The following is a 25,537-nucleotide window of genomic DNA, read 5'->3' on the forward strand; positions in this document are numbered from 1 at the left end:
TGAGTGCCGGGTGGCGGCTTCGCCTTACCCGGCCTGGTTTCTACGGATGACTACTTTCCCCACAATCTCCGCCTGTTATCTTCGATCTTGTTGCTCAGTCGCCGCTTCTGCATGGTTCGGGTCCAGCTGGTGGATAACCCCGCCGCTGACAGCAAGCGGTGATACTGCTCATCATCAAAGGGCATATGCCAGGCGATAGCGCAGGCGTCATGTACCGAGACGTCGCTCAGCCGGGAGACGAGCTCCAGCGGCGCATCTGCCGAAACCTGCCCGTCCAGCACCACACGATACAACCAGCCGGTTTTCGCGGCGTTCTGCATCTGCGTGGCCATGTCGGTAATGCCGAAGTGGAAGTTAAGTTTGAAGCACGGCGAACGTGGCTGGGTCACCTGGATCAGGGCCTCACCCCAGCGAAAGATATCCCCGATAAAGACATTCTTCTCCGTCAGCCCTTCCGTCGAGAGATTCTCGCCAAACGCCGGGGCGACAAACAACGCTGCCTGCGCGGGGAATTCCGTTATCCAGTGCTGATAATGTTCGCGCGGATAGTGGCACAGCGCGCGGTCGGGCCCGCCGTGGATTTTCTTTTCGGCCTGTTCGTCACCCGCAAGCCCGAGATCGGTTAGCCTCAGCTCACCGTCGACCTGAATTTTAGCGATGGCGCTCGGGCGGCTGCCGTCGTAATCCCTTACCTTGCCTGTAAAGACGTTCACCGGATAGTGCATCTCTGCTCCTTCAGACATAAAAAAAGCGAGTCATCAGACTCGCTTCTCACAGGCGGCTTTGCAACCTTATTTTTTAGCGGCGAAACGTGCTGCTGCTTCGTCCCAGTTCACCACGTCCCAGAAGGCTTTGATGTAGTCCGGACGACGGTTCTGGAATTTCAGGTAGTAAGCGTGTTCCCACACGTCCAGGCCCACGATTGGGAAGCCGGATGCGCCAGAGATTGCTTCACCCATCAGCGGGGAGTCCTGGTTCGCGGTAGAAACCACAGCCAGTTTGTCGCCTTTCAGTACCAGCCACGCCCAGCCAGAGCCGAAACGGGTAGCAGCGGCTTTTTCAAACTCAGCTTTGAAGTTCTCTACGGAGCCGAAGTCGCGCTCGATAGCGGATTTCAGGTCGCCCTGCAGGGTAGTACCGGTTTTCAGGCCTTTCCAGAAGAAGCTGTGGTTAGCGTGGCCGCCCGCGTTGTTACGCAGAACGGTTTTCTTGTCAGCTGGCAGTTGATCCAGTTTGGTGATCAGCTCTTCAGCAGGCAGGTTAGCGAACTCTGGCAGGCTTTCCAGCGCCGCGTTGGCGTTGTTAACGTAAGTCTGGTGGTGTTTGGTGTGATGGATTTCCATCGTCTGCTTGTCGAAATGCGGCTCAAGGGCGTCGTAAGCGTACGGCAGGGATGGCAGGGTATAGCTCATAATCATCTCCATTATTGTCGGGCGGCAAACGTGTTAATGCCGCGTAAGCAGTTGGTTCATTATAGTTAATTAAATGATATTGAAAATGTTTATCAATGCCGTAGTTTTAATAAGGTTATAACTTTTCGTTATGTGACTGATCTGGCGGGGCGTGCGGTGGACCTGATGGGCAAGCAGAGATTCTATTACGCGGCGTTATGGCTGCGATGGCGCCACTGCACCGGGGTCATCCCCACTTCACGGTTAAACACCACCGAGAAATAGTTACTGTCTTCAAAGCCGCACTGCATGGCAACTTCGCTGACCATCAGCTCGGTATGTTGCAGCAGATACTGCGCGTGGCAGATCCGCAGCTGGCGCAGATAGTGGTTCACCGTCATGCCGGTCTGGGTGCGGAACTGCTGGCGCAGGGCGCGCTCGCTGCACTGCTCCTGCTCGCAAAACTTCTCCAGCACAAAGCTGCGGTTCAGGCTGCCCGCCAGAGCGGTGATCAGCTTATCCAGCAGCGCTTCCGGCTCGCTGGCATCCGGATTGTCCGGAGCGTAGCGGTAGCGTTTGAGCATAAGCGCCAGTTGGGCAAACAGCAGCTCGGCCATATCGTACGCATGGGGGTCGTTCTTCTGACTCTCCTGTTCCAGCTGGGCGATCACCGGGCGTACCTGCGCCATACCGTTGCTGCCCAGTCGCCAGTGGGGAGTGCCGCCCGCCCTGAGAAAACCGGGGATGTTCGCCCCCCAGTCCACGTTGAGCTTCAGCCGGTCGGGGCAGTAGATGATGTTCTGTAGCACCAGATCGTTGACCGAGGCGTAGGAGTGTTTGTCTTCCGCGCGAATATAAAAAAGATCGCCCCGGGTGATGCGGTAAGGGCGATCGTTGAGGATATGCAGGCCGTTACCGCGCCATACCAGCACCAGCTCGCAGAAATCGTGGGTGTGCTCGGCAAAGACATTTTGCGGATAGCGGTCGGCGACCGCGACGGCCTGGGCGGCGGATGCAAAAAAATCGGCTCTGCGAAGAATCAACTGTCCTGCCACATCACAACCTCTACCCGGGAACAACCTGCCATTATTACCCGGTTTGCGGCAATAAAACGGTGATTTTCCTCGCGTTACTGAAGCGAGGCATCCCGGCCCTGGCGAATGTCGCGCGGGGACCAGGCAAATTCCCGGCGAAACAGGGTCGAAAAGTGGTTACTGTCGCCAAAACCGCAGCGATAGGCGATATCGGTGACGCTCTCGTCAGTGTGGCGCAGCAGGTGACGCGCTTTGATCAGCCGCAGACGGTTCAGGTAGCGCTGGGGCGTCTGCCCGGTGTGCTGTTTCAGCTGGCGATGCAGGGTGCGCAGCGAGAGGGAAAAGTTATCCGCCAGCGTCTCCCAGCAGACATCCTCCGCGAAGTGATCTTCCAGCCAGGCCATCAGCTGGTTGAGTCGGGCGTCGTTATCCGCCGCCCCTTCCACCAGGCTGCCGCGACGCAGCAGCACCAGCAGCTGCATAAACAGGATCTCGCGGCTGGCGAGGGCGTGGGTGGTCTGCCCCTCTTCGGACTGCTCCATCTGGCTGACCAGCTGACGCACCTGCTGCAGCGTGGCCTGATTCACCCGCCAGTGCGACGGGTAGTGCCCATCCTGCTCCTGGGGCAGCAGCTGGTTCAATCCCGACAAAAACTGGAACGCGTCCGGAGAGCGATAGAGCACGTTGGTCAGGCACAGGTTGTCAGTGTGTTCATACATATGCCGGTCATGATCGCGCACAAAGCACACCGTACCGCCGCTGATGGTGTACGGCTGTCCGTTGAAAACATGGATGCCCGTGCCGTGTTCCACGATGACGATCTCATGAAAATCATGATGATGTTCCGGAAAGGCAGCCTGGGGCAGCCGCGGCTCAATCGCCACAGGCGAGTGGCCTGAAGGGAAAAAATCCACGCTGTGCAGTACGGTCATAACGGGTCACCAGATGATAAATGTTCTCAAAATAGTAATTTAGGGTTTCCCGGCTCACCTTAAATTTTCGACAGCAAATGGCGCAAAGCCTGTCACTTTTTCAAGAAACGGCGGGAAAGATCCGGAAATGCGCCCACCGTCACATCCCCCGAATTCCCGGTGATTAGCGGGAAATGTGAACTCCCTCACGTTCATCTTTGCTTTCTTGCCAGCCCCTGAAATGCGCTGTCAGTGGCAAGAAGGTCGCTGACGCTTCTCTTTTTTACACTGTCCGGCAATGACTACAGGAAGGACCGGACCATGACTTTTCGCCATTGTGTGGCTGTCGATTTAGGCGCATCCAGCGGCCGCGTAATGCTGGCGAGCTACCATCGCGAGCAGCGCACCCTTCTGCTTCGCGAAATCCACCGTTTCGTGAACTGCCTGCAAAAGCAGGACGGTTTTGACTGCTGGGATATTGATGCCCTGGAAGCAGAGATCCGCGCCGGGCTGAATAAGGTGTGTGAAGAGGGCATTCACATCGACAGTATCGGGATCGACACCTGGGGGGTGGATTACGTGCTGCTGAACAGCAAGGGCGAGCGCGTGGGCCTGCCGGTCTCCTACCGCGACAGCCGCACCGACGGGGTGATGGCCCATGCGCTGGCGCAGCTCGGTAAAGCGGAGATCTATGGCCGCAGCGGCATTCAGTTCCTGCCGTTTAACACCCTCTATCAGCTGCGGGCCCTGGTGGAACAGCAGCCGGCGCTGGTGGCGAACGTTGCCCACGCCCTGCTGATCCCGGACTACTTCAGCTACCGTCTCACCGGCCAGATGAACTGGGAATATACCAACGCCACCACCACCCAGCTGGTGAACATCAATTCCGACTCCTGGGACGAGAACCTGCTCAACTGGACCGGGGCGCCGCGCGACTGGTTTGGCACCCCTACCCATCCGGGTAATGTGATCGGTCACTGGATCTGCCCGCAGGGCAACCACATTCCGGTGGTCGCCGTCGCCAGCCACGACACTGCCAGCGCGGTGATCGCCGCCCCGCTTGCCAGTAAAGATGCCGCCTATCTCTCCTCCGGGACCTGGTCGCTGATGGGCTTTGAGAGCAAAACGCCCTACACCAGCGACAACGCCCTGGCGGCGAACATCACCAACGAAGGCGGGGCCGAAGGCCGCTACCGGGTGCTGAAAAACATTATGGGCCTGTGGCTGCTGCAGCGGGTGCTGAAAGAGCAGAACATCACCGATTTGCCTGCGCTTATCGCAGAAACCGAAAAGCTGACGGCCTGCACTTTCCTGATCAACCCCAACGACGACCGCTTTATCAACCCGGCCAACATGAGCGCCGAGATCCAGGCCGCCTGTCGCGAAAGCGCCCAGCCGGTGCCGGAGAGTGCTGCCGAGCTGGCGCGCTGCATCTTCGACAGCCTCGCTCTGCTGTATGCCGAGGTGCTGCACGAGCTGGCTACCCTGCGCGGTAAGCCGTTCAGCCAGCTGCATATTGTCGGCGGCGGCTGCCAGAACCAGCTGCTTAACCAGCTTTGCGCCGACGCCTGCGGTATCACCGTGATCGCCGGGCCGGTTGAGGCGTCGACGCTCGGCAATATCGGCATCCAGCTGATGACCCTCGACGAGCTGACCAACGTCGACCAGTTCCGTCAGGTGGTGACCGGCAACTACGGCCTGACCACCTTTACCCCTCATCCCGATCATGAGATTGCCCGCTACCGCACGCAGTTTCAGCAACAACGACCGACAAAGGAGCTTTGCGCATGACCACTCAACTTGAACAAGCCTGGGAACTGGCTAAACAGCGTTTCGCCGCCGTGGGCGTGGATGTCGAGGAGGCTCTGCGTCAGCTCGACCGTCTGCCCGTCTCTATGCACTGCTGGCAGGGCGATGACGTGGCCGGTTTCGAGAACCCGGGCGGAGCGCTGACCGGCGGGATCCAGGCCACCGGCAACTATCCGGGCAAGGCGCGTAATGCCGCCGAGCTGCGGGCCGATCTGGAGCTGGCCCTGAGCCTGATCCCGGGGCCAAAACGCCTGAACCTGCACGCCATCTATCTGGAGTCCGACACCCCGGTCGATCGCAACGCCATCAAGCCGGAACATTTTAAGCGCTGGGTCGAGTGGGCCAAAGTTAACAAGCTGGGGCTGGATTTTAACCCTTCCTGCTTCTCACACCCGCTGAGCGCCGACGGCTTTACCCTCGCCCACGCCGACGATGAAATCCGTCAGTTCTGGATCGACCACGTGAAGGCCAGCCGTCGCGTGTCGGCGTACTTTGGCGAGCAGTTAGGCACCCCGTCGGTGATGAATATCTGGATCCCGGACGGGATGAAAGACATTACCGTCGACCGCCTCGCCCCGCGTCAGCGCCTGCTGGCAGCGCTGGATGAGGCAATGAGCGAGAAGCTGGACCCGGCGCACCACATCGACGCCGTGGAGAGCAAGCTGTTCGGCATTGGTGCTGAGAGCTACACCGTGGGCTCCAACGAGTTCTACATGGGTTACGCCACCAGCCGTCAGACCGCGCTGTGCCTGGACGCGGGTCACTTCCATCCTACCGAGGTGATCTCCGATAAAATTTCTGCCGCGATGCTCTATGTGCCGCACCTGCTGCTGCACGTCAGCCGCCCGGTGCGCTGGGACAGTGACCACGTGGTGCTGCTGGATGACGAAACCCAGGCTATCGCCAGCGAAATCATCCGCCATGACCTGTTTGACCGGGTGCACATCGGCCTCGACTTCTTCGATGCCTCCATCAACCGCATCGCGGCCTGGGTGATCGGCACCCGCAACATGAAAAAAGCTCTGCTGCGCGCCCTGCTGGAGCCTACCGCCGAGCTACGTGCGCTGGAGGCCGCGGGGGATTACACCGCGCGTCTGGCGCTGCTGGAAGAGCAAAAATCACTGCCGTGGCAGGCGGTATGGGAGATGTACTGCCAGCGCAACGATGCCCCGGCGGGCAGCCAGTGGCTGGATACCGTGCGGGCGTATGAGCAGGACGTTCTCACCGCTCGTCAGTAAATAACATTGCCGGGTGGCGCTTCGCCTACCCGGCCTACGTTTAGCTGTAGGCCCGGCAAGCGAAGCGCCGCCGGGCATTTTCAAAGGAAACACAGAATGCAGACCATCACTCAATCCTGGTTCGTCCAGGGCATGATCAAAGCCACCTCCGACGCCTGGCTGAAAGGCTGGGACGAGCGCAACGGCGGCAACCTGACGCTGCGCCTGGACGATGCAGATATTGAACCCTTTGCCGCCGACTTCCATCAGAAGCCGCGCTATATCGCCCTGAGCCAGCCGATGCCACTGCTCGCCAACACGCCGTTTATCGTTACTGGCTCCGGCAAGTTCTTCCGCAACGTGCAGCTCGATCCGCAGGCCAACCTCGGTGTGGTAAAAGTGGACAGCGACGGCGCGGGCTACCACATACTTTGGGGGCTGACGGACGAAGCGGTACCAACCTCTGAGCTGCCGGCCCACTTCCTCTCCCACTGCGAGCGTATCAAGGCCACCAGTGGGAAAGATCGGGTGATCATGCACTGCCACGCCACCAACCTGATCGCCCTGACATTCGTGCTGGAAAACAATACCGACGTGATCACCCGCCAGCTGTGGGAAGGCAGCACCGAATGTCTGGTGGTGTTCCCGGATGGCGTCGGCATTCTGCCGTGGATGGTGCCGGGTACTGACGAGATCGGCCAGGCCACGGCGATTGAGATGCAAAAACACGCCCTGGTGCTGTGGCCGTTCCACGGCGTGTTCGGCAGCGGCCCGACGCTGGATGAGACCTTCGGTCTGATCGACACCGCCGAGAAGTCTGCCGAAGTGCTGGTAAAGGTTTATTCGATGGGTGGCATGAAGCAGACCATCACCCGGGAAGAGCTGATTGCGCTGGGCAAACGCTTTGGCGTTAACCCTATGCAGTCGGCGTTAGATCTGTACAAATAAGAACATCGCGCCCCGCTCATTGAGACGGGGCGAACTACACCTGCAATCCCTATACAAATCACCTCGTTAAGTGGAGTAAAAGCAATGAAAATAAAGACAAGCTTGATCCTCACCGTTGCCGCCCTGGCGTTGTCCGGTTCTGCTTTAGCGGAAGTAAAAATCGCCCTGGTGGCGAAATCCTTAGGTAATGGCTTCTTCGAAGCGGCAAACGTGGGTGCCCAAGAGGCAGCCAAAGAGTTAGGTGATGTCAAAGTGATCTATACCGGGCCGACCACCACCACCGCCGAAGCGCAGATCGAAGTGCTGAACGGGTTGATCGCCCAGGGGGTGGATGCGATCGCCATCTCCGCCAACGATCCTGATGCCGTGGTGCCGGTGCTGAAAAAAGCGATGCAGCGCGGGATCAAAGTGGTGTCATGGGACTCCGGCGTGGCGAAAGCCGGGCGTCAGATCCACCTTAACCCGTCCAATAACGCGCTGATTGGCGAGACCAACGTCAAGCTGGCAGCCGAAGCGCTGAAAGCGCTGAACGTGGAGAAAGGCGATGTGGCGGTATTGAGCGCTACTCCAACCTCCACCAACCAGAATACCTGGATTGCCGAGATGAAAAAGGTGCTGCCGCAGTACCCGTCCGTCAATCTGGTGACCGTGGCCTATGGCGACGATCTGTCGGATAAGAGCTACCGCGAAGCGGTCGGCCTGCTGAAAACCTACCCGGATCTGAAGGTGATCGTCTCTCCCTCGTCGGTCGGCATCGTGGCGGCGGCGCAGGCGGTGAAAGATCAGGGCAAGATCGGCAAAGTGTATGTGACCGGTCTCGGTCTGCCGTCTGAAATGGCGGGCGCGGTGAAATCCGGGGCCAGCAAGAGCTTCGCCATCTGGAACCCCATCGACCTCGGCTATGCCGCAACCTACTTAGCGGATGATCTGGTGAAAGGCACCGCCACCAAAGACGAAGCCAGCATGGGCAAACTGGGCAAAGTGAAGCTGGATGCCGACGGCAGCGGCGCGATGGCTGAGCCGTTTGTTTACGATGCCAGCAATATTGATAAGTTCTCGAAATTCTTCTGATTCTTTCTCCCTCTCCCTCCGGGAGAGGGGATCAAATGGAGAACTATCATGACCCCATTGCTTCAACTTAAAGGCATCACCAAGGTTTTCCCCGGTGTGCGTGCCCTGGAGAACGTGCAGCTTGAGCTCTGGCCCGGCAAAGTCACCGCCCTGATCGGTGAAAACGGCGCGGGCAAATCGACGCTGGTCAAAGTGATGACCGGTATCTACCAGCCCGACGAGGGCGAGATCCTCTACAAAGCCATTCCCATTCAACTGCCGACCCCCGACTCGGCGCACAAGGTGGGCATTACCGCCATCCACCAGGAGACCGTCCTTTTCGATGAACTGTCGGTCACCGAAAATATTTTTGTTGGTCAGTACCTCTATAAAGGCTTTTTCAAAAAGCTCGACTGGCCGGAGATGCACCGCCGGGCGCAGGCGATCCTCACCCGTCTGGAGGTGCAGATTGACCCGCGCGCGACGCTGAAAACCCTGAGCATCGCCCAGCGGCACATGGTGGCGATTGCCCGGGCGCTGTCCTTTGACGCCCAGGTGGTGATCCTTGATGAGCCCACCGCCGCCCTGTCGCAGCATGAAATTCTCGAGTTTTACCAGATCGTCGAACGCCTGAAGCAGGAGGGGAAAGCGATCCTGTTTATCTCGCACAAATTCGATGAGATTTTTGAGCTGGCGGATCACTACACCATTCTGCGTGACGGCGTGTTTGTGGGTGCCGGGGCCATCAACGACATCACCGAAGAGCGGATGGTGGCGATGATGGTGGGCCGCGCCATAACCCAGACCTTCCCGAAAGTGGCGTGCGAAAAAGGCGAGACCGTGCTGGAGGTGCAGGATCTCTGTCATCCGACCGAGTTCGCCAGGATCTCCTTTACCCTGCGCAAAGGCGAAATCCTTGGCTTCTACGGGCTGGTGGGGGCCGGGCGCACCGAGCTGATGCAGGCGCTTTCCGGCGTCTCACGCCCCTCTTCCGGCAGCATTGTGCTGAACGGCAAAGAACAGCATTTCCGCCAGCCGGCGGACGCCATCAAAGCCGGGATCGTCTGCGTGCCTGAAGAGCGCCAGAAGCAGGGGGCGATTATCGAGCTGTCGATTGCCCAGAACATCAGCCTGCCGCAGCTCAGCAAGCTGAACGCCAGCGGGGTGCTGAATGACGATCGCGAGTGGCAGCTGGCGGATGAATACGCCAGGCGCCTGCAGGTGAAAGCCTTTAGCTGGAAGCAGGCGGTGGAGACCCTCTCCGGCGGCAACCAGCAGAAAGTGGTGATCGGCAAATGGCTGGCGACCCATCCGGACGTCATCATCCTCGATGAACCGACTAAAGGGATCGATATTGGCTCCAAAGCGGCGGTGCATCAGTTTATGTCCGAGCTGGTCGGTCAGGGGCTGGCGGTGATCATGGTCTCCTCCGAACTGCCGGAAGTGATGGGCATGGCCGACCGGATCATCGTCATGCATGAAGGGCTGATGGTGGCGGAATATCAGGCGGGAGGCGCGACGGCGGAAACCATCGTCAGCGCCGCCAGCGGTGCCAGACAGGAGGCCGCATAATGGTGCAACAGCTGCTTAAACACCGCGAGGCGCTGCTGGCGGCGGTGATCGTGCTGATGGTGATCGCCATCGGTACCCGCGTCCCGTCGTTTATCGCCCCGGGCAACCTGGTGGAGATGTTCAACGACACCTCGATTCTGGTCATTCTCGCCCTCGGGCAGATGATGGTCCTGCTCACCAAGGGCATCGACCTGTCGATGGCGGCCAACCTGGCGCTGACCGGGATGACTGTCGCCCTGATTAACTTTAACTACCCCGAGGTACCGGTCTGGGCGCTGCTGATCCTCGCCACCGTGCTGGGCCTGGTGATGGGTATGATCAACGGCCTGCTGGTGTGGAAGATGGGGATTCCGGCGATTGTGGTGACGCTGGGCACCATGAGCATCTACCGGGGGATTATCTTTCTGCTCTCCGGCGGCGGCTGGGTTAACTCCAACCAGATGGGGGCCGATTTCCTCGGCCTGCCGCGGGCATCGGTGCTGGGTTTGCCGGTGCTGAGCTGGTGCGCCATTGCCGCTCTGCTGCTGGTGGGCTATTTCCTGCGCTACAGCCGCACCGGGCGGGCGCTCTACACGGCGGGCGGCAACGCCACGGCGGCGTATTACACCGGGATCAACGCCGGCAAAATGCAGTTCGTCAGCTTCTGCCTCTCCGGGGCGCTGGCCGGGTTCTGCGGCTATCTGTGGATCTCCCGCTTTGCGGTGGCCTATGTCGACGTGGCGAACGGCTTTGAGCTGCAAGTGGTGGCGGCCTGCGTGATCGGCGGCATCAGCACCATGGGCGGTACCGGCCGGGTGCTGGGTTGCCTGTGCGGGGCGCTGTTCCTCGGAGTGATCAACAATGCCCTGCCGGTGATTGGCGTGTCGCCGTTCTGGCAAATGGCCATCTCCGGGACGGTGATCGTAATTGCGGTGCTACTCAATGAGCGCGGCAACAAACGCAAAGGACGGCTCATCCTGCGCGATGCGGCGCTGGCTCGTCAGAAACAGGCGGTAAGATCATGAGTAAAGTTATGACGTCTGAAGAGATTAAAAGCCCCCCCGCTCCGGCGGGCATTTTCCAGCGCCTGCTGTGCTGGGAAGGTTTTCTGCTGGCGGTGACCCTGGCGGTGTTTGTGGGCAACGCCCTGGCCTCGCCGTACTTCCTCGATATCTGGAACCTGTCGGATGCGACCTTCAACTTCACCGAAAAGGCGATCATCGTGCTGCCGATGGCGATGCTGATTATCGCCCGTGAAATTGACCTGTCAGTGGCGTCCACCATCGCCCTGAGCTCCACGGTGATGGGCTTTTGCGCCGCGGCCGGGCTGGATACGCCGTGGCTGGTCTGCGTGGGTTTAGGGGTGGGTCTGCTGTGCGGGCTGTTCAACGGCCTGCTGGTGACCCGCTTTAACCTGTCGTCGATTGTGATCACCATCGGCACCATGAGCCTCTACCGCGGTATCACCTACATTCTGCTGGGCGACCAGGCGCTGAACGCGTACCCGGAGAGCTTCGCGTGGTTTGGTCAGGGGTACGTCTGGGGGGCGCTGTCGTTTGAGTTCGCGCTCTTTATCGTGCTGGCGGTGGTGTTTGCCTTCGTGCTGCACAGGACCAACTTCGGGCGTCGCACCTACGCCATCGGCAATAACCCGACCGGGGCCTGGTATTCTGGCATCAACGTGAAGCGTCACAACCTGATCCTCTTTGCCCTGGTGGGGCTGATGGCCGGGCTGGCCTCGGTGCTGCTCACCTCGCGGCTGGGCAGTACCCGCCCGACCATTGCGATGGGCTGGGAGCTGGCGGTGGTGACCATGGCGGTACTCGGTGGGGTTAATATTCTCGGCGGTTCCGGCAGCATGGTGGGCGTGATTATCGCCGCCTTCCTGATGGGGCTGGTCACCTTCGGCCTGAGCCTGCTCAACGTGCCGGGCATCGTGATGTCGGTGATTATCGGCGCGATGCTGATTGTGGTGATCTCCCTGCCGATCATCACCCGCCGGATAATGCAGCGAAGACGGATCTAAATGCGGGGCGGAGCTACGTGCAAGCGCAGCGCCGCCGGGCATAAAAATCACCGTAATTAAGGAGAATTATCATGAGCTTTATGTTGGCGCTGCCGAAAATCAGCCTGCACGGCGCAGGCGCAATCGGCGATATGGTTAAGCTGGTGGCGAACAAACAGTGGGGCAAAGCGCTGATCGTCACCGACGGCCAGCTGGTGAAAATGGGCCTGCTCGACAGCCTGTTTACCGCCCTCGACGCGCAGGAGATGTCTTATCAGCTGTTCGACGCGGTTTTCCCGAACCCGACCGAGGCGCTGGTACAAAAAGGATTTGCCGCGTATCAGGACGCGCAGTGCGATTACATTATTGCCTTCGGCGGCGGCAGCCCGATCGACACCGCCAAAGCGATCAAAATTCTCACCGCGAACCCGGGCCCGTCCACCGCGTACTCCGGCGTCGGCAAGGTACTTAACGCCGGGGTGCCGCTGGTGGCGATCAACACCACTGCGGGCACGGCGGCAGAGATGACCAGCAACGCGGTCATTATCGACTCCGCGCGTCAGGTCAAAGAGGTGATCATCGACCCGAACATCATCCCGGATATCGCCGTGGATGACGCCAGCGTAATGCTCGACATTCCGGCCTCCGTCACCGCCGCCACCGGGATGGACGCCCTGACCCACGCCATCGAAGCCTATGTCTCCGTGGGTGCCCATCCCCTGACCGACGCCAACGCCCTGGAGGCGATTCGCCTGATCGCCCACTGGCTGCCGGAGGCGGTAGACAACGGGCATAACCTCGAGGCGCGTGAGCAGATGGCCTTCGGCCAGTATCTGGCTGGCATGGCCTTCAACAGCGCCGGGCTCGGGCTGGTGCACGCGCTGGCCCACCAGCCGGGGGCGACGCACAACCTGCCGCACGGCGTATGCAACGCCATCCTGCTGCCGATCATCGAAAACTTTAACCGTCCGAACGCCGTGGCACGCTTTGCCCGCGTGGCGCAGGCGATGGGCGTTGATACCCGCGAGATGAGCGACGAAGCGGCCAGCATGGCGGCCATTCAGGCGATTCGTGACCTGAGCACCCGCGTCGGCATCCCGTCCGGCTTCAGCAAGCTGGGCGTCACCCAGGCCGATATCGAAGGCTGGCTCGACAAAGCCCTCGCCGACCCGTGCGCCCCCTGCAACCCGCGCAGCGCCAGCCGCGACGAGGTGCGCGAGCTCTACCTGGAGGCATTATGATCCGCAAAGCCTTTGTGATGCAGGTGAACCCTGACGCCCACGAAGAGTATGAACGTCGCCACAACCCGATCTGGCCCGAGCTGGAAGCGGTGCTGAAAGACCACGGCGCGCACCACTATGCCATCTATCTGGATAAGACCCGCAACCTGCTGTTTGCCACGGTAGAGATCGAGTCGGAGGAGCGCTGGAACGCGGTGGCGAACACCGATGTCTGCCAGCGCTGGTGGAACTATATGGGGGAAGTGATGCCCTCTAACCCGGACAACAGCCCGGTGAGTACCGGGCTGAAAGAGGTGTTTTATTTAGCGTAACAGCAAAGCAGGTGACGCGAAGCAAGTGTCACCTGCTCGTTAGCGCAAAGTCCTTAATCCAAAAACAGCAGCATTATGCTCCCATATGACGGTTTCATTTTTCTCTTTGGCGTCACGACAATGCTGTTCAATAACTGAAATCTGCTCGGGAGACAATGCACAATAAGGTTTGATATAGCGATAAATATCTAGCTCTTCAACAGAGCAAACACGCCTGGCATTTGCAAACAGCCCCACCTTCCTCATCACGTTAAGTAGATTGATATCAAGAGCTTCAATGACAAGTTCAATCTTGTTTATTTTGACTCTTATCGTATCGATGGCAGTCCTTGCATCATTCACATTGGGCGCTTTAACCCAGATAGGTTCATGATGGGATATACGGTTTCTGTACTCTCTCAGCTCGAAGATAATATCGATCAGTTCTTTTCTAAATTTTTGCGGATTCGCGTTGATTTTGGCGTAATTCTTAAAGACCTTACTCAACGATTTTGGCCATAAATACAGCGGATTTTCTCGTGGTGCAGGAGCACTGTATTCATTATTTAATACATAATGCCAGGTACTAAAATCCGTTGATGCCACAATCTGATCGTGAGACCAGTTCGGCACAGGTTGTGCCTGTACACCATTACCACGCCTGCGTCTCATCTCTTTTTTACGCCATTCTCGGGTAAGGCAATCTTTAGCCTTAATGATGTTTTTATAGAAATGGCATTCATCCCGACCTTTTGTGCTGTGAATACTTTCCCACCACATTTCGCCAAATCTTACCCGGGCTTCTCTATCAACGGCATTTCTTAAAGAGATCTCAAGATTCTGAAGGAGGGGATAAATAGACGCAGCGGCATGCTGAGACCAGATATAGATACCGTAGAGTTCGCACTCATCAACTGGGCGAAAAGTCGTGCGATAACTGTCCAGACGTATTGATGAAACTAATGAAATAATGGGTTTATAATTAGTAGCTTGCGGCATTTTTCTTGCTCCCATAACAATGAGCCGAAGCATACCATACACTTGAAGAAACGGTTGACGGGGGATCTCCCGACCTTTAGTATTTATGCCCAACAGCCTGTACTGTCTACTTCCCCTTAACTAGGTTCTAGTTGCGTACATCATAGGCAAAGCGATTTATGAAACCCACCTCTGGTGGGTTTCGTCGTTTTAGCGGGCTCTGATTTTGTCCGGCTTCACGCTGCCGCGCTTGCGGCAGCGTCTATTCAGTTCACTTCCACCGTATTGCTGCGCGCCGCAATTTCCTGCCTGCTGCTCAACGTAAACGCCGACAGCACCGTTACCGCCAGCACGAAACAGCCCAGCATCAGGTAGGTCTCCTGGAAGCCGATCCGGTCATACATATTCCCGGCAAAGGCGGAGAGGAAAATCGCCGCCAGCTGTTTGGCAAAGTTAAAGCCAATCAGGTAGATGGTTGCCGACAGTCGGGTATCGAACACGCCGGTGATGTATTTGAACGCCCCCACCAGCAGGAAGGGCACCTCCAGGGCGTGCAGCATCTTCAGGGCCACCACTTCCACGGCGGTGGTGGCAAAGGATGAACCTATAATGCGCGTCGCCATAATCACCCCGGCAATCAGCAGCGTGTTTTTCGCGCCAATGCGGTTAATGATCCACGGCGAGCAGAACATGATGATGGCGTTGCAGATCTCCCCGGCGGTGGTCGCAAAACCAAACGCTCGCGTGCCCTCCTCCGGCGTGGCGAAGAAGGTTTTAAAGAAGGTGGCGAACTGCTGATCGAAGACGTCATACACGCAGGCCACGCCAATCACGTACAGAATGAACATCCACATTTTGCGCTGGCGGAACAGGTTAATCACGGTTCTGGCGGTGATCTGCGGCTGGTTGGCGCCGAGGGCGTTCATCACCTGGGCGGTCTGGTTGGGCTTCGGTTTGGCGACCACCAGCAGCACCATCAGCACCAGCGCCGCCGCGGAGCCCATCCAGAACACATACGAGGGATCAATCCCGAACAGGATCCCGCCCGTCGAGGCGCATAACCCCCAGCCGAGACAACCAAACATTCGCGCCTTGCCGTACTCAAAGAAGCTGTTGCGGCTCACCCGCTCAATGTAGGCCTCAATCGCGCCCGACCCCGCCGAGAAGACGAAGCCGATATAGATCCCGCCGCTCAACGCCCCGAGCCAGATGTTGGTCTTCAGCAGCGGCGCGAAAACGTAAAGGAAAAAGGGCGCGAAGAGAAACAGCAGCACCGCAATGATCCACAGCAGGTGTTTTTTCAGCCCCAGCTTGTCCGACACTATCCCCAGCACCGGCTGGAACGAGATGGCAAACAGCGAGATACAGGAGAAGACGATCCCGGTATGGGTTTTATTCAGGCCGATGATATCCGACAGCCAGATCGGCAGAAACGGAAAGCAGGTGGCCATGATGAAGAAGTAGAGAAAGAAGAACGACCCGAAGATCCAGAAGTTAGGGTTGTCTTTGTGGGTACAGGCAGTCGTGTTCATTATTTTTATCCTCAACTCAGGGCCGGTTGCCCGGCCCATTGCCCTTATACGCGTTCAACGCCAATCAGGATGGCGGTTTCCGGATCCATCACCGGCAGGGCAAGCCCCGCCTGCATCAGCCATTCGCCGCTCACCGTTTGCGGGGTTTCCATCCACGCTGGCAGCTTGCGCATGGTATGCCCCCCTTCGCCGGTCAGACGGATATTGGGGTGATCGAGCAGCGTGATGCGGTACTGGGCGTTGGCCTCCAGCCCCGGCATGCGCAGCGGCATCATCAGGGTGTAATCCGGCATCGCCAACTGGCTGACAATAAACAGCCCCTGGCCCTGATCCTGACTGACGATCCCCTGCGCCAGGGTGGTGCTGTCGGGCATATCCACCCGCCACTGGGTGCCATGATGGATCACCTCGCGCCACTGCTTATGCAGGGTCGCATAGTGCCGGTAGCCTTCGCGCTCCTGCTCGTCCACGGCGAGGGGATCCAGCTCCAGCCCCATATGGCCGAACAGCGCCGTCAGGCCGCGGAAGGCGATGCTGTGCTGGCGGAAAGTGGCATGGCATTTATGATGACCGATATGCGCGCCCATTACCTCCGGTGGGAAGAAGTAGCTCATGCCACGCTGGATAGTATTACGTTCCAGCGCGTCGTTGTTATCCGACGCCCAGAAGCGATGGCAGCGGGTCAGCACTTCATAGTCGATACGCCCCCCACCGGAGGAGCAGGATTCAAACTCAACGTGCGGGAAGCGCTCGCCCAGGGTGTCCAGCAGGCGGTAGAACTGGCGGGTCTGGGCGTCGGCAGCGGCTTTGCCGTTGTGGCCCGGCTGCACCAGCTCGCGGTTCATGTCCCACTTCACATAGTCCACCTGATGCTCACCCAGCAGCCAGCTCATACGCTCCAGCAGGTAGTCGAAGGCGGCAGGAATGTTAAGGTTCAGCACCCACTGGTGACGGCCGGTGGCCTGCTCATAACCCGGTAAGGCCAGCACCCAGTCCGGGTGGGCGCGATACAGATCCGAGTTCGGGTTGATCATCTCCGGCTCAACCCAGATACCAAACTCCATCCCCAGGCTTTTGACGTGGTTGATCACGGGCGTCAGGCCGTTGGGGTATTTCTGTTCGTCGAGATACCAGTCCCCCAGCGCAGCATGGTCGTCGTTGCGCCCTTTGAACCAGCCATCATCAATGATAAAGCGCTCCACCCCCAGCGAGGCCGCCTCGTCCGCCATCCGCATGATGTATTCCGGATCGTGATTAAAGTAGATCCCCTCCCAGGTATTGAGATGCACCGGGCGCGGTTTGTTCTCCGGGAAGCGGATGATATTGCTGCGCAGGTAGCGGTGAAACTGCTGGCTCATGCCGTTCAGCCCGTTCGCGGAGTAGCTGGCATACAGGCGCGGCGTCCACAGGGTTTCGCCCTCCTCCACCGCCATTTCACCCGGCAGCCAGAGCGCTTCGGCCTGCAGATAGCGACGGCCATCGGTTTTGGCCTCCGCGCGCAGGCGGTGGTTGCCGCTCCAGCCCAGGTGCACGCCCCAGACGTCACCGTGCATTTCGCTAAAGCCCGGCGTACCGCCGATCAGGGCCGGAAAATGCTCGTGGGAGCTGCGGCCCCGGCGGTTTTCGATCACGAAGCTGTCGTGCTCCAGCAGCAGGCGATGCGGCTGGAATTCACGGATCCAGCGGCCATGAAACGCCATCACCTCGCGGGCGCGTTCCGCCACCGGCAGGGTGACGGCCAGGCGGTCAACCTGCCACGGCTGGCTTTTAAGGTTGGTCAGGCCGTGGCGAACCGCCAGCACGCCACTGTCATCAAGAGCGATCTCGCTGGTCAGACGCAGGCCAGCGGTGCCGTCTTCGGCGGTGAGGGTCAGGGTTTGTCCCTGCTGAGAAACGGCGACGGTGCGAAATTGCGGCGAACCATCCTGCCCCTGACGATGGCCCTCAATGCCCGGCGCACCGAACAGGCCGTGGGCAAGTTCCGCCATCAGCGTGACCGGCGAGTCCACGTCCAGTCTGCCGTTAGCGATTGGGCGGGAAAGCGTGGCCGCATCCTGCGGCGAAAAGTGGCGAAGGTGCGGCCCCCAGTAAAGAATTTCGGCGAACGGGTGAGTTTTGATTACCACATCGACCGTTTCGCTCGCGAGTCGTAAAACTGCCTCTTGCATCGGACATCTCCTGTCATCGGGATATCCTGAGTGTTGATCCGAAACGTTTCGGATACAAACCAAAACGTTTCGGATTTGTGATCGGGTTTAGAAATTGAGGAAATTTATGCCGTCTGGCCCGGGGAGAATTCCGGCTGCCACAGCACCTGAAGCTGGCTGATATCGTCGCCATTGATCAGCTGCAACACCATATCGGCAATCTGCTTGCCTACCCCCTGGCGGGTGGACTGGATCACCGCCGCCACGTCGATGTCGACAATGCTGTCCTGCGGCAGGCCATCGTACACCACCAGCGCCACGGCGTTCTCGCCGGTTAAGCGCCCCATCTGGGCCAGCGCCATCGCGGCACCGTCGCCATGGGTGTTGCAGTCGGTGACGATCGCCGTAGGAGGGACATCCAGCGCCAGCAGCGCCTGGGTGGTGGTGTAGCCCGCGCGACGGGAAGGCGGCATGGTACGTAGCCATTCGCTGGAGAGCCCCGCCTCTTTCAGGGCATCGAGATAGCCCTGACGGCGCTGGGTGATGAACGCCTGACTGTTGCTCTCACCTAACAGGGCGATGCGCTGATGACCGCCCTCGATTAACCGCCGGGTGGCGTTGTACGTGCCCGCATAGTTATCAAAGTCGAACCAGGCATAGGGCTTCGGCAAATGGCTGCGGCCGAGCGCCAGGAAGGGGAACCCGGCGGCCTGCAGCTGCTCAAGACGCGGATCGTTATCGAGGGTGTGTGCGACGATCAGGGCGTCCACGCGACGGCTCTGCACCATGCGCATGTAGCTGTGCTTGTCGGCCAGATCGTCATCAGCAATCAGGAGTAAATCGATCTCATGTTGCGCCAGCTCGTGGCTTATTTCGCCGACCATCTCCATAAAGACGCTGTTATTGAGCGGAACGGGATGCACCGGGAAAACCAGCCCTACGGCGTCGATCTTGCCCATCTTCAGACGACGGGCGAAGGTATTTGGCCGATAGCCGCGGCGCTGCGCTTCGGCTTCCACGCGGGCGCGCGTCTCGCTGGAAACGTCAAAATAGCCGTTGAGGGCGCGGCTCACCGTCGTTACCGACAGTCCCAGTTCTTTAGCAATGGCTTTAAGCGACATGATTATCCGTGTCCTGGGGTGTTAGTTTTGTTCCGACACCATGAGCGCCAGGGTATCGGGCTCAAGGGCTTTGAAGATGTGCGGCTGGTCGGCAGGATAGCAAATATAGTCCCCTTGCCCCAGCTCCTCGGGTGCGTCCATCAGGCCAATCAGCGCCCGCCCCTTCATCACGATAATATGCTCAACCGAACCCGCCGGGTGCGGATGCGAGAGACGGTCGGCCCCGGGCTGGGCCATCAGGATATAGATATCGCGTCGCGCCCCAGGTGGACAGGCCGCCAGTAAAATGGCCTCATAGTTTGCCTGTTCAGCCACCACTTTGGTGCCTTCGCCAAGGCGGATAACCTGTGTGGCAGGCTGATAGGGTTCCAGTAAACGGGCAAAGGGAATATCCAGCGCCACGCACAGCGACCAGAGAGTCTCGAGGCTGGGATTGCCGTTCCCGGACTCTAGCTGGGAGAGGGTGGATTTGGCGATCCCTGCCCGGCGAGCGATTTCCGCCAGTGAAAGCCCGGTGCGCATGCGCTCCCGCACCAGACTTTTAGCGATTACGCTGATTGGCTGCGTCATAAAAGGTCTCTTGTTCTATAAATCGAACGAATCGTTCATCTTGATAAACGAATGTGATGCGTTCATTATAATGGATACTCGTTCGATATGGCTAAAACTCTATGAAAAACGCGTTCTCTTGTCTTAAAGGCGACACCATCAAGGCGATTATTCTCGTGTGTCTGGCAGTGGGCGTCGTGGGGATGTCCTACGGCTCGCTGGCGATGGCGTATGGCTTCCCGCTGTGGGTGCCTTTTGTACTCTCCATTTCGGTGCTGGCGGGTGCCTCGGAATTTATGTTTATCGGCATCGTTGCCAGCGGGGGCAATCCCCTTGCGGCAGCAGCGGCCGGTCTGCTGGTCAACGCCCGCCATGTCCCTTTTGGCGTGACGGTGCGCGAGCTGGTAGGTAAACGCGGGGCCAGCCTCCTCGGCTGCCACATTATGAATGACGAAAGCGTGGTGTTTGGCCTGTCGCAAAAAACGCCGGAGCAGCGTAAAGCCGCTTACTGGCTCTGCGGTCTGGGCGTCGCCATTATCTGGCCGCTGGGCACCCTGCTGGGGGCGATGGTCGGCAAACTGCTGCCCGACCCGGAAACCATCGGGCTGGATGCCGTGTTCCCGGCCATTTTACTGGCGCTGGTCGTGCCCGCCTTTAAGAACCGCACTACCCTGATCCGCGCCTGTAGCGGTGCCGCGCTGTCGCTGGCCGCAGTGCCCTTTGCGCCGGTGGGCCTGCCGGTATTGCTCTCCCTGCTTGGTCTTGCGACGAGGAAGAAATAATGGAAAACATGACCGTCTTTATTCTCGGCATCGCCCTGCTGTCGGCGGGCACCTACCTGATGCGTCTCGGCGGGGCAAAACTGGGCAGTCGGTTAGCGCTGTCTGAACGCTCCCAGGCGCTGCTGTCGGATGCGGCAACGGTACTGCTGTTTTCAGTGGCGCTGGCGACCACCTTCTATGAAGGGGAACATTTTGCCGGGATGGCGCGGGTGCTGGGGGTGGCCTTTGCGGTATTCCTCGCCTGGCGCAAGGTGCCGCTGATTTTCGTGATCGTCGCGGCGGCCGTGGTGACGGCGTTATTACGCCTGGCAGGCATAAACTAAAAAAGCGCCCCGGGGGCGCTCTTTCGACAGATACTTTGCTGTTATTTGTTCAGTTCAGCGGTCATGTGTACACGGTTACCGGAGAAGGCCTGAGTAATGGTGTAAGACGATGCGCCTGCCTGCTGAGCCTGAGCCGCAATTTTAGCTTCTGCGCCATCAATGGTGCTGGCGGAGGCGGTAACAGACTGGGCAGCGAAAGAACCGAATGAGGTAGCCAGAGCGATTACTGCGACAAAAGTTTTGATGCTTTTCATGATGTAATTCCTTGCGATGAGTTGTTGGTGTAAGGCGTTGTGCCTTGATGTGATAAATAGTAGGCCTCATCACCGACAACTGATAGCGGAAGGATTTGCTCTCAACATTCAAAATTATTGATCAATTATCAGACGCTGCGGATGGGTATAAACCGTCGCTCTTCCTGGCTTGCAGAAGCCCACCAGCGTCAGGTTGCAGCGCTCGGCTACCTCCACCGCCAGGGTGGTGGCTGCGGAGACCGCAAACAGGATCTCCACCCCGCACATGGCCGCCTTCTGCACCATCTCGTAGCTGGCCCGACTGGAGACCAGCGCAGCCCCCTGCTGCCACGTCTCATTCTCTCCTGCGCGCCTGCCCAGCAGTTTATCCAGTGCCACGTGCCGCCCGACGTCCTCATGCCCGCCGGCAATCTCGCCGTTCGGTAATACCCAGGCGGCGGCATGGGTACATCCGCTCAGCTGCCCGATGGGCTGCACGTCGTTGAGATGCGCCAGCGCCCGATCGAGATGGGCAAGGTTAAAGCGTTGAGTGAAGGACAGCGGCACCACGGGCTTGCCGATATCGTTAAGCTGCTCCACGCCGCAGACGCCGCAGCCGGTGCGCCCCGCCAGCGCCCGCCGACGTTCTTTTAATCCCATAAAGCGGCGGCTGGAGAGTTCAATCTGCACTTCGAGACCATTGCAAACGGATATCACCTCCATGCCGTAGATCTCACGCGGGTGCTCAATGATGCCTTCAGACAGCGAAAAGCCGATGGCAAAGAGCTCCAGATCTTTCGGCGAGGCCATCATCACCACGTGAGAGATACCGTTATAAACCAGCGCGACGGGCACCTCTTCCGCCAGGAAATCGGGAGTCGGGAGGCTAATCTGAGGGGGTCTGTGTACCCGGCGCTCTGCCACGCCGACAGGCAGCGACGTAATGCGGGTATCACCATTTTGTTTCAACACAACGAATATCCTGAGCAACCACGGGGAAGGCCTGCTATTGCACCATACTTTTCCGGCCTGGCGCATAGTATGGATCAATTTTTACCGCCCTGTCCGCGCAACTTTACCGGAGATTCAAACCCGACGGAGAAACAGGTTTGTAACAGTTTCGAGGCGCCATGTGATCGATATCACATTTTATAATCATCACCGTGATAATACGTTCACTTTGTTTTAACGCCGTTGGAACAAGCGTACCGACATTGTGGTATTCTGACATACCCCTCGTGGAAATGAGGGTTTAACGCAAATTTTCAACTTTGCGGTCAAAAAAACAGCCGTGAAGTAAAACAATAATTACCCCCAATAATTCGCGCGCAGCGCGAGGAATGAAGGGTAGCAATGTCGAAACAAGGAGTGACCATGCAGGTCAGCAGAAGGCAGTTCTTTAAGATCTGCGCTGGCGGTATGGCAGGCACCACGGCGGCGGCACTGGGCTTTGCGCCCGGCGTAGCGCTGGCGGAAACACGGCAGTACAAACTGCTGCGCACCCGCGAAACCCGTAACACCTGTACGTACTGCTCTGTCGGTTGTGGGCTGTTGATGTATAGCCTCGGCGACGGTGCTAAAAACGCCAAAGCGTCTATTTTCCATATCGAAGGGGACCCGGATCATCCGGTTAACCGCGGTGCGCTCTGCCCGAAAGGAGCAGGTCTGGTGGACTTCATCCACTCCGAAAGCCGCCTGAAATTCCCGGAATATCGCGCGCCAGGCTCTGACAAATGGCAGCAAATCAGCTGGGAAGAGGCGTTCGATCGCATCGCCAAGCTGATGAAAGAAGACCGCGATGCCAACTTTATCGCACAGAATGCTGAAGGGACGACCGTTAACCGCTGGCTCTCCACCGGGATGCTGTGTGCGTCTGCCTCCAGTAACGAAACCGGTTATTTAACCCAGAAATTCACGCGCGCACTCGGTATGCTCGCGGTCGACAACCAGGCGCGTGTCTGACACGGACCAACGGTAGCAAGTCTTGCTCCAACATTTGGTCGCGGTGCGATGACCAACCACTGGGTCGACATCAAGAACGCCAACCTCATTGTGGTGATGGGCGGTAACGCCGCTGAAGCGCACCCTGTCGGGTTCCGCTGGGCGATGGAAGCCAAAATCCACAACGGTGCGAAACTGATTGTGATCGATCCCCGCTTCACGCGTACGGCGTCAGTGGCGGATTTCTACACCCCTATTCGTTCAGGTACTGACATCACTTTCCTGTCAGGCGTACTGCTGTACCTGATGACCAACGAAAAATATAACCGCGAATACACCGAAGCCTATACCAACGCCAGCCTGATCGTGCGTGAGGATTACCACTTCGAAGATGGCCTGTTCAGCGGTTACGACGCCGAAAAACGCAAGTACGACAAAACCAGCTGGAACTACGAGCTGGATGAGAAAGGCTTTGCGAAGCGCGATACCACCCTGCAACACCCGCGCTGCGTGTGGAACCTGCTGAAAGAGCACGTTTCCCGCTACACGCCGGAGGTGGTTGAGAACATCTGCGGGACGCCAAAAGCGGACTTCCTGAAGGTGTGCGAGATGATCGCTGAAACCAGCGTTCACGATAAAACCGCCTCGTTCCTGTATGCACTCGGCTGGACGCAGCACTCCATCGGTGCACAGAACATCCGTACCATGGCGATGGTGCAGCTCCTGCTCGGCAACATGGGGATGGCAGGCGGCGGCGTGAACGCCCTGCGCGGTCACTCCAACATTCAGGGTCTGACCGATCTCGGCCTGCTGTCGCAGAGCCTGCCAGGTTATATGAACCTGCCAAGCGAGAAACAGACCGACCTGCAAACCTACCTGACGGCCAGCACGCCTAAACCGCTGCTCGAAGGTCAGGTGAACTACTGGGGCAACTATCCGAAGTTCTTTATCTCGATGATGAAGGCCTTCTATGGCGACAAAGCGACAGCGGAAAACAGCTGGGGCTTTGACTGGCTGCCGAAGTGGGACAAAGGCTACGACGTTCTGCAGTACTTCGAGATGATGAACCAGGGCCAGGTCAACGGCTATCTGTGCCAGGGCTTTAACCCGGTGGCGTCGTTCCCGAACAAGAACAAGGTTGTGGCGTCTCTGTCGAAACTGAAGTTCCTGGTCACCATTGATCCGCTCAATACCGAGACCTCGACCTTCTGGCAGAACCACGGCGAATCGAACGACGTCGATCCGTCGAAGATTCAGACCGAAGTGTTCCGTCTGCCGTCCACCTGCTTCGCGGAAGAGAACGGTTCTATCGTCAACTCCGGCCGCTGGCTGCAGTGGCACTGGAAAGGCGCGGATGCCCCGGGCATCGCCATGAACGACGGCGAGATCCTGGCCGGTATCTTCTTACGCCTGCGTAAGATGTACGCGGCAGAAGGCGGCGCGAATCCGGAACAGGTTCTGAACATGACCTGGAACTACTCGACGCCGGAAAATCCAGCGCCGGAAGAAGTGGCGATGGAGAGCAACGGCAAGGCGCTGGCGGACGTTATCGATCCGGCCACCGGTACCGTGCTGGCGAAGAAAGGCGATCAGCTCAGCACCTTCGCGCACCTGCGTGACGACGGTACGACGTCGAGCGGCTGCTGGATCTTTGCCGGTAGCTGGACGCCGAAAGGCAACCAGATGGCCAACCGCGATAACGCCGACCCGTCGGGTCTGGGTAATACGCTGGGCTGGGCATGGGCATGGCCGCTCAACCGCCGTATCCTTTATAACCGCGCATCCGCTGACCCGCAGGGCAACCCGTGGGATCCGAAGCGTCAGCTGCTGAAATGGGACGGTGCCAAATGGGGCGGCGTGGATATTCCGGACTACAGCACCGCGCCTCCGGGCAGCGATGTCGGGCCGTTTATCATGCAGCCTGAAGGGATGGGACGTCTTTTCGCGATCGATAAGATGGCGGAAGGTCCGTTCCCGGAACACTACGAGCCGTTTGAGACGCCGCTGGGCACCAACCCGCTGCACCCGAACGTGGTCTCTAACCCGGCAGCCCGTATCTTCAAGGGCGATTTCGAAGCGCTGGGTAAAAAGGACAAGTTCCCGTACGTGGGTACCACCTACCGTCTGACCGAGCACTTCCATTACTGGACCAAGCACGCGCTGCTTAACGCCATCGCGCAGCCGGAACAGTTTGTGGAGATCGGCGAGAAGCTGGCGAACAAGCTCGGCATCGCCCACGGCGATACCGTCAAGGTCTCTTCTAACCGCGGCTATATCAAGGCCAAGGCGGTAGTGACCAAGCGTATTCGCACGCTGAACGTCCACGGTCAGGAGGTGGATACCATCGGCATCCCGATTCACTGGGGTTATGAGGGCGTGGCGAAGAAAGGGTTTATCGCAAACACCCTGACGCCGTTCGTCGGCGATGCGAACACGCAGACGCCGGAGTTTAAGGCCTTCCTCGTGAACGTGGAAAAGGTGTAA

Annotated in this window: 23 protein-coding genes; 12 read left to right on the plus strand and 11 right to left on the minus strand. The window is 58.6% G+C overall.

Annotated features, from left to right (window positions below; translation table 11 throughout):
• Positions 1 to 50: 50 nt before the first annotated feature.
• From yiiM to rhaS (WFO70_RS20995), 4 genes are all read right to left on the minus strand, one after another.
• A complete protein-coding gene (gene yiiM, locus WFO70_RS20980; protein ID WP_337019029.1) occupies positions 51 to 725 on the minus strand; it encodes a 6-hydroxyaminopurine reductase in 675 nt (224 codons plus the stop codon).
• A gap of 66 nt (positions 726 to 791) precedes the next feature.
• A complete protein-coding gene (gene sodA, locus WFO70_RS20985; RefSeq protein ID WP_333854693.1) occupies positions 792 to 1,412 on the minus strand; it encodes a superoxide dismutase [Mn] in 621 nt (206 codons plus the stop codon).
• 185 nt (positions 1,413 to 1,597) lie between these two features.
• Positions 1,598 to 2,446 carry an HTH-type transcriptional activator RhaR gene (gene rhaR, locus WFO70_RS20990; protein ID WP_337019032.1) on the minus strand — a complete coding sequence of 283 codons (849 nt, stop codon included), beginning with the start codon at positions 2,444 to 2,446 and terminating at the stop codon, positions 1,598 to 1,600.
• A gap of 74 nt (positions 2,447 to 2,520) precedes the next feature.
• Positions 2,521 to 3,357 (minus strand): HTH-type transcriptional activator RhaS, encoded by an 837-nt coding sequence (gene rhaS / locus WFO70_RS20995; protein ID WP_337019034.1) that lies wholly within the window; start codon positions 3,355 to 3,357, stop codon positions 2,521 to 2,523.
• Positions 3,358 to 3,657: 300 nt separating this feature from the next.
• On the opposite strand from rhaS (WFO70_RS20995), the gene rhaB reads away from it, so the two are divergent.
• From rhaB to rhaM, 9 genes are all read left to right on the plus strand, one after another.
• The gene (rhaB, locus tag WFO70_RS21000) at positions 3,658 to 5,127 is read left to right on the plus strand and encodes a rhamnulokinase (RefSeq protein WP_337019036.1); all 1,470 of its coding nucleotides are present in this window, start codon (positions 3,658 to 3,660) and stop codon (positions 5,125 to 5,127) included.
• Positions 5,124 to 6,383 (plus strand): L-rhamnose isomerase, encoded by a 1,260-nt coding sequence (gene rhaA, locus WFO70_RS21005; RefSeq protein ID WP_337019038.1) that lies wholly within the window; start codon positions 5,124 to 5,126, stop codon positions 6,381 to 6,383. The genes rhaB and rhaA overlap by 4 nt, the downstream gene beginning before the upstream one ends.
• A gap of 96 nt (positions 6,384 to 6,479) precedes the next feature.
• On the plus strand, positions 6,480 to 7,310 hold the full coding sequence (gene rhaD, locus WFO70_RS21010) for a rhamnulose-1-phosphate aldolase (RefSeq protein WP_337019040.1): 831 nt from the start codon (positions 6,480 to 6,482) through the stop codon (positions 7,308 to 7,310).
• Between the two features lie 84 nt (positions 7,311 to 7,394).
• Positions 7,395 to 8,381: a rhamnose ABC transporter substrate-binding protein gene (gene rhaS, locus WFO70_RS21015; protein ID WP_337019042.1), complete on the plus strand. Its 987-nt coding sequence runs from the start codon at positions 7,395 to 7,397 to the stop codon at positions 8,379 to 8,381.
• 48 nt (positions 8,382 to 8,429) lie between these two features.
• Positions 8,430 to 9,932: a sugar ABC transporter ATP-binding protein gene (locus WFO70_RS21020; protein ID WP_337019044.1), complete on the plus strand. Its 1,503-nt coding sequence runs from the start codon at positions 8,430 to 8,432 to the stop codon at positions 9,930 to 9,932.
• A complete protein-coding gene (locus WFO70_RS21025) occupies positions 9,932 to 10,936 on the plus strand; it encodes an ABC transporter permease (protein ID WP_337019046.1) in 1,005 nt (334 codons plus the stop codon). Before WFO70_RS21020 ends, WFO70_RS21025 begins: the two co-directional genes overlap by 1 nt.
• Positions 10,933 to 11,937: an ABC transporter permease gene (locus tag WFO70_RS21030; protein WP_337019048.1), complete on the plus strand. Its 1,005-nt coding sequence runs from the start codon at positions 10,933 to 10,935 to the stop codon at positions 11,935 to 11,937. The genes WFO70_RS21025 and WFO70_RS21030 overlap by 4 nt, the downstream gene beginning before the upstream one ends.
• A gap of 71 nt (positions 11,938 to 12,008) precedes the next feature.
• Positions 12,009 to 13,157 (plus strand): lactaldehyde reductase, encoded by a 1,149-nt coding sequence (gene fucO / locus WFO70_RS21035; protein WP_337019050.1) that lies wholly within the window; start codon positions 12,009 to 12,011, stop codon positions 13,155 to 13,157.
• A complete protein-coding gene (rhaM, locus tag WFO70_RS21040) occupies positions 13,154 to 13,468 on the plus strand; it encodes an L-rhamnose mutarotase (RefSeq protein WP_337019052.1) in 315 nt (104 codons plus the stop codon). The genes fucO and rhaM overlap by 4 nt, the downstream gene beginning before the upstream one ends.
• Before the next feature lie 39 nt (positions 13,469 to 13,507).
• Here the strand turns inward: rhaM and WFO70_RS21045 are convergent, their stop codons facing one another.
• The 5 genes from WFO70_RS21045 to WFO70_RS21065 all read right to left on the minus strand — a co-directional run bounded on the left by WFO70_RS21045 (position 13,508) and on the right by WFO70_RS21065 (position 19,795).
• A complete protein-coding gene (locus WFO70_RS21045; protein ID WP_337019054.1) occupies positions 13,508 to 14,479 on the minus strand; it encodes an Abi family protein in 972 nt (323 codons plus the stop codon).
• Between the two features lie 212 nt (positions 14,480 to 14,691).
• On the minus strand, positions 14,692 to 15,957 hold the full coding sequence (locus tag WFO70_RS21050; RefSeq protein ID WP_337019056.1) for an MFS transporter: 1,266 nt from the start codon (positions 15,955 to 15,957) through the stop codon (positions 14,692 to 14,694).
• Between the two features lie 44 nt (positions 15,958 to 16,001).
• Positions 16,002 to 18,125: an alpha-galactosidase gene (locus tag WFO70_RS21055; protein ID WP_337019058.1), complete on the minus strand. Its 2,124-nt coding sequence runs from the start codon at positions 18,123 to 18,125 to the stop codon at positions 16,002 to 16,004.
• A gap of 104 nt (positions 18,126 to 18,229) precedes the next feature.
• On the minus strand, positions 18,230 to 19,225 hold the full coding sequence (locus tag WFO70_RS21060) for a LacI family DNA-binding transcriptional regulator (protein WP_337019060.1): 996 nt from the start codon (positions 19,223 to 19,225) through the stop codon (positions 18,230 to 18,232).
• 21 nt (positions 19,226 to 19,246) lie between these two features.
• The gene (locus tag WFO70_RS21065; protein WP_337019061.1) at positions 19,247 to 19,795 is read right to left on the minus strand and encodes a helix-turn-helix domain-containing protein; all 549 of its coding nucleotides are present in this window, start codon (positions 19,793 to 19,795) and stop codon (positions 19,247 to 19,249) included.
• 101 nt (positions 19,796 to 19,896) lie between these two features.
• Between WFO70_RS21065 and WFO70_RS21070 the strand changes: the two genes are divergently transcribed.
• Together WFO70_RS21070 and WFO70_RS21075 are read left to right on the plus strand one after the other, a co-directional pair.
• On the plus strand, positions 19,897 to 20,556 hold the full coding sequence (locus WFO70_RS21070; RefSeq protein ID WP_337019063.1) for an AzlC family ABC transporter permease: 660 nt from the start codon (positions 19,897 to 19,899) through the stop codon (positions 20,554 to 20,556).
• Positions 20,556 to 20,879: an AzlD domain-containing protein gene (locus tag WFO70_RS21075; protein WP_103825275.1), complete on the plus strand. Its 324-nt coding sequence runs from the start codon at positions 20,556 to 20,558 to the stop codon at positions 20,877 to 20,879. Before WFO70_RS21070 ends, WFO70_RS21075 begins: the two co-directional genes overlap by 1 nt.
• A 41-nt stretch (positions 20,880 to 20,920) precedes the next feature.
• Here WFO70_RS21075 and WFO70_RS21080 read toward each other — a convergent pair whose 3' ends face one another.
• Positions 20,921 to 21,133 carry a YdgH/BhsA/McbA-like domain containing protein gene (locus tag WFO70_RS21080; protein ID WP_337019065.1) on the minus strand — a complete coding sequence of 71 codons (213 nt, stop codon included), beginning with the start codon at positions 21,131 to 21,133 and terminating at the stop codon, positions 20,921 to 20,923.
• A 114-nt stretch (positions 21,134 to 21,247) separates the two neighbouring features.
• Positions 21,248 to 22,084 carry a formate dehydrogenase accessory sulfurtransferase FdhD gene (gene fdhD / locus WFO70_RS21085; RefSeq protein WP_337019067.1) on the minus strand — a complete coding sequence of 279 codons (837 nt, stop codon included), beginning with the start codon at positions 22,082 to 22,084 and terminating at the stop codon, positions 21,248 to 21,250.
• A gap of 402 nt (positions 22,085 to 22,486) precedes the next feature.
• On the opposite strand from fdhD, the gene fdnG reads away from it, so the two are divergent.
• Positions 22,487 to 25,537, plus strand: coding sequence for a formate dehydrogenase-N subunit alpha (gene fdnG, locus WFO70_RS21090; RefSeq protein ID WP_337019090.1), 3,051 nt, complete (start codon positions 22,487 to 22,489; stop codon positions 25,535 to 25,537).

The organism is Leclercia sp. AS011 (assembly GCF_037152535.1).
In the GTDB taxonomy this organism is placed as follows: domain Bacteria; phylum Pseudomonadota; class Gammaproteobacteria; order Enterobacterales; family Enterobacteriaceae; genus Enterobacter.

What these genes read in the sequence shown, in the direction of transcription:
- yiiM (WP_337019029.1), bottom strand. Translation starts at nt 725, where the DNA reads ATGCACTATCCGGTGAACGTCTTTACAGGCAAGGTAAGGGATTACGAC.
- sodA (WP_333854693.1), bottom strand. Translation starts at nt 1,412, where the DNA reads ATGAGCTATACCCTGCCATCCCTGCCGTACGCTTACGACGCCCTTGAG.
- rhaS (WP_337019034.1), bottom strand. Translation starts at nt 3,357, where the DNA reads ATGACCGTACTGCACAGCGTGGATTTTTTCCCTTCAGGCCACTCGCCT.
- rhaB (WP_337019036.1), top strand. Translation starts at nt 3,658, where the DNA reads ATGACTTTTCGCCATTGTGTGGCTGTCGATTTAGGCGCATCCAGCGGC.
- rhaA (WP_337019038.1), top strand. Translation starts at nt 5,124, where the DNA reads ATGACCACTCAACTTGAACAAGCCTGGGAACTGGCTAAACAGCGTTTC.
- rhaD (WP_337019040.1), top strand. Translation starts at nt 6,480, where the DNA reads ATGCAGACCATCACTCAATCCTGGTTCGTCCAGGGCATGATCAAAGCC.
- rhaS (WP_337019042.1), top strand. Translation starts at nt 7,395, where the DNA reads ATGAAAATAAAGACAAGCTTGATCCTCACCGTTGCCGCCCTGGCGTTG.
- WFO70_RS21020 (WP_337019044.1), top strand. Translation starts at nt 8,430, where the DNA reads ATGACCCCATTGCTTCAACTTAAAGGCATCACCAAGGTTTTCCCCGGT.
- WFO70_RS21025 (WP_337019046.1), top strand. Translation starts at nt 9,932, where the DNA reads ATGGTGCAACAGCTGCTTAAACACCGCGAGGCGCTGCTGGCGGCGGTG.
- WFO70_RS21030 (WP_337019048.1), top strand. Translation starts at nt 10,933, where the DNA reads ATGAGTAAAGTTATGACGTCTGAAGAGATTAAAAGCCCCCCCGCTCCG.
- fucO (WP_337019050.1), top strand. Translation starts at nt 12,009, where the DNA reads ATGAGCTTTATGTTGGCGCTGCCGAAAATCAGCCTGCACGGCGCAGGC.
- rhaM (WP_337019052.1), top strand. Translation starts at nt 13,154, where the DNA reads ATGATCCGCAAAGCCTTTGTGATGCAGGTGAACCCTGACGCCCACGAA.
- WFO70_RS21045 (WP_337019054.1), bottom strand. Translation starts at nt 14,479, where the DNA reads ATGCTTCGGCTCATTGTTATGGGAGCAAGAAAAATGCCGCAAGCTACT.
- WFO70_RS21050 (WP_337019056.1), bottom strand. Translation starts at nt 15,957, where the DNA reads ATGAACACGACTGCCTGTACCCACAAAGACAACCCTAACTTCTGGATC.
- WFO70_RS21055 (WP_337019058.1), bottom strand. Translation starts at nt 18,125, where the DNA reads ATGCAAGAGGCAGTTTTACGACTCGCGAGCGAAACGGTCGATGTGGTA.
- WFO70_RS21060 (WP_337019060.1), bottom strand. Translation starts at nt 19,225, where the DNA reads ATGTCGCTTAAAGCCATTGCTAAAGAACTGGGACTGTCGGTAACGACG.
- WFO70_RS21065 (WP_337019061.1), bottom strand. Translation starts at nt 19,795, where the DNA reads ATGACGCAGCCAATCAGCGTAATCGCTAAAAGTCTGGTGCGGGAGCGC.
- WFO70_RS21070 (WP_337019063.1), top strand. Translation starts at nt 19,897, where the DNA reads ATGAAAAACGCGTTCTCTTGTCTTAAAGGCGACACCATCAAGGCGATT.
- WFO70_RS21075 (WP_103825275.1), top strand. Translation starts at nt 20,556, where the DNA reads ATGGAAAACATGACCGTCTTTATTCTCGGCATCGCCCTGCTGTCGGCG.
- WFO70_RS21080 (WP_337019065.1), bottom strand. Translation starts at nt 21,133, where the DNA reads ATGAAAAGCATCAAAACTTTTGTCGCAGTAATCGCTCTGGCTACCTCA.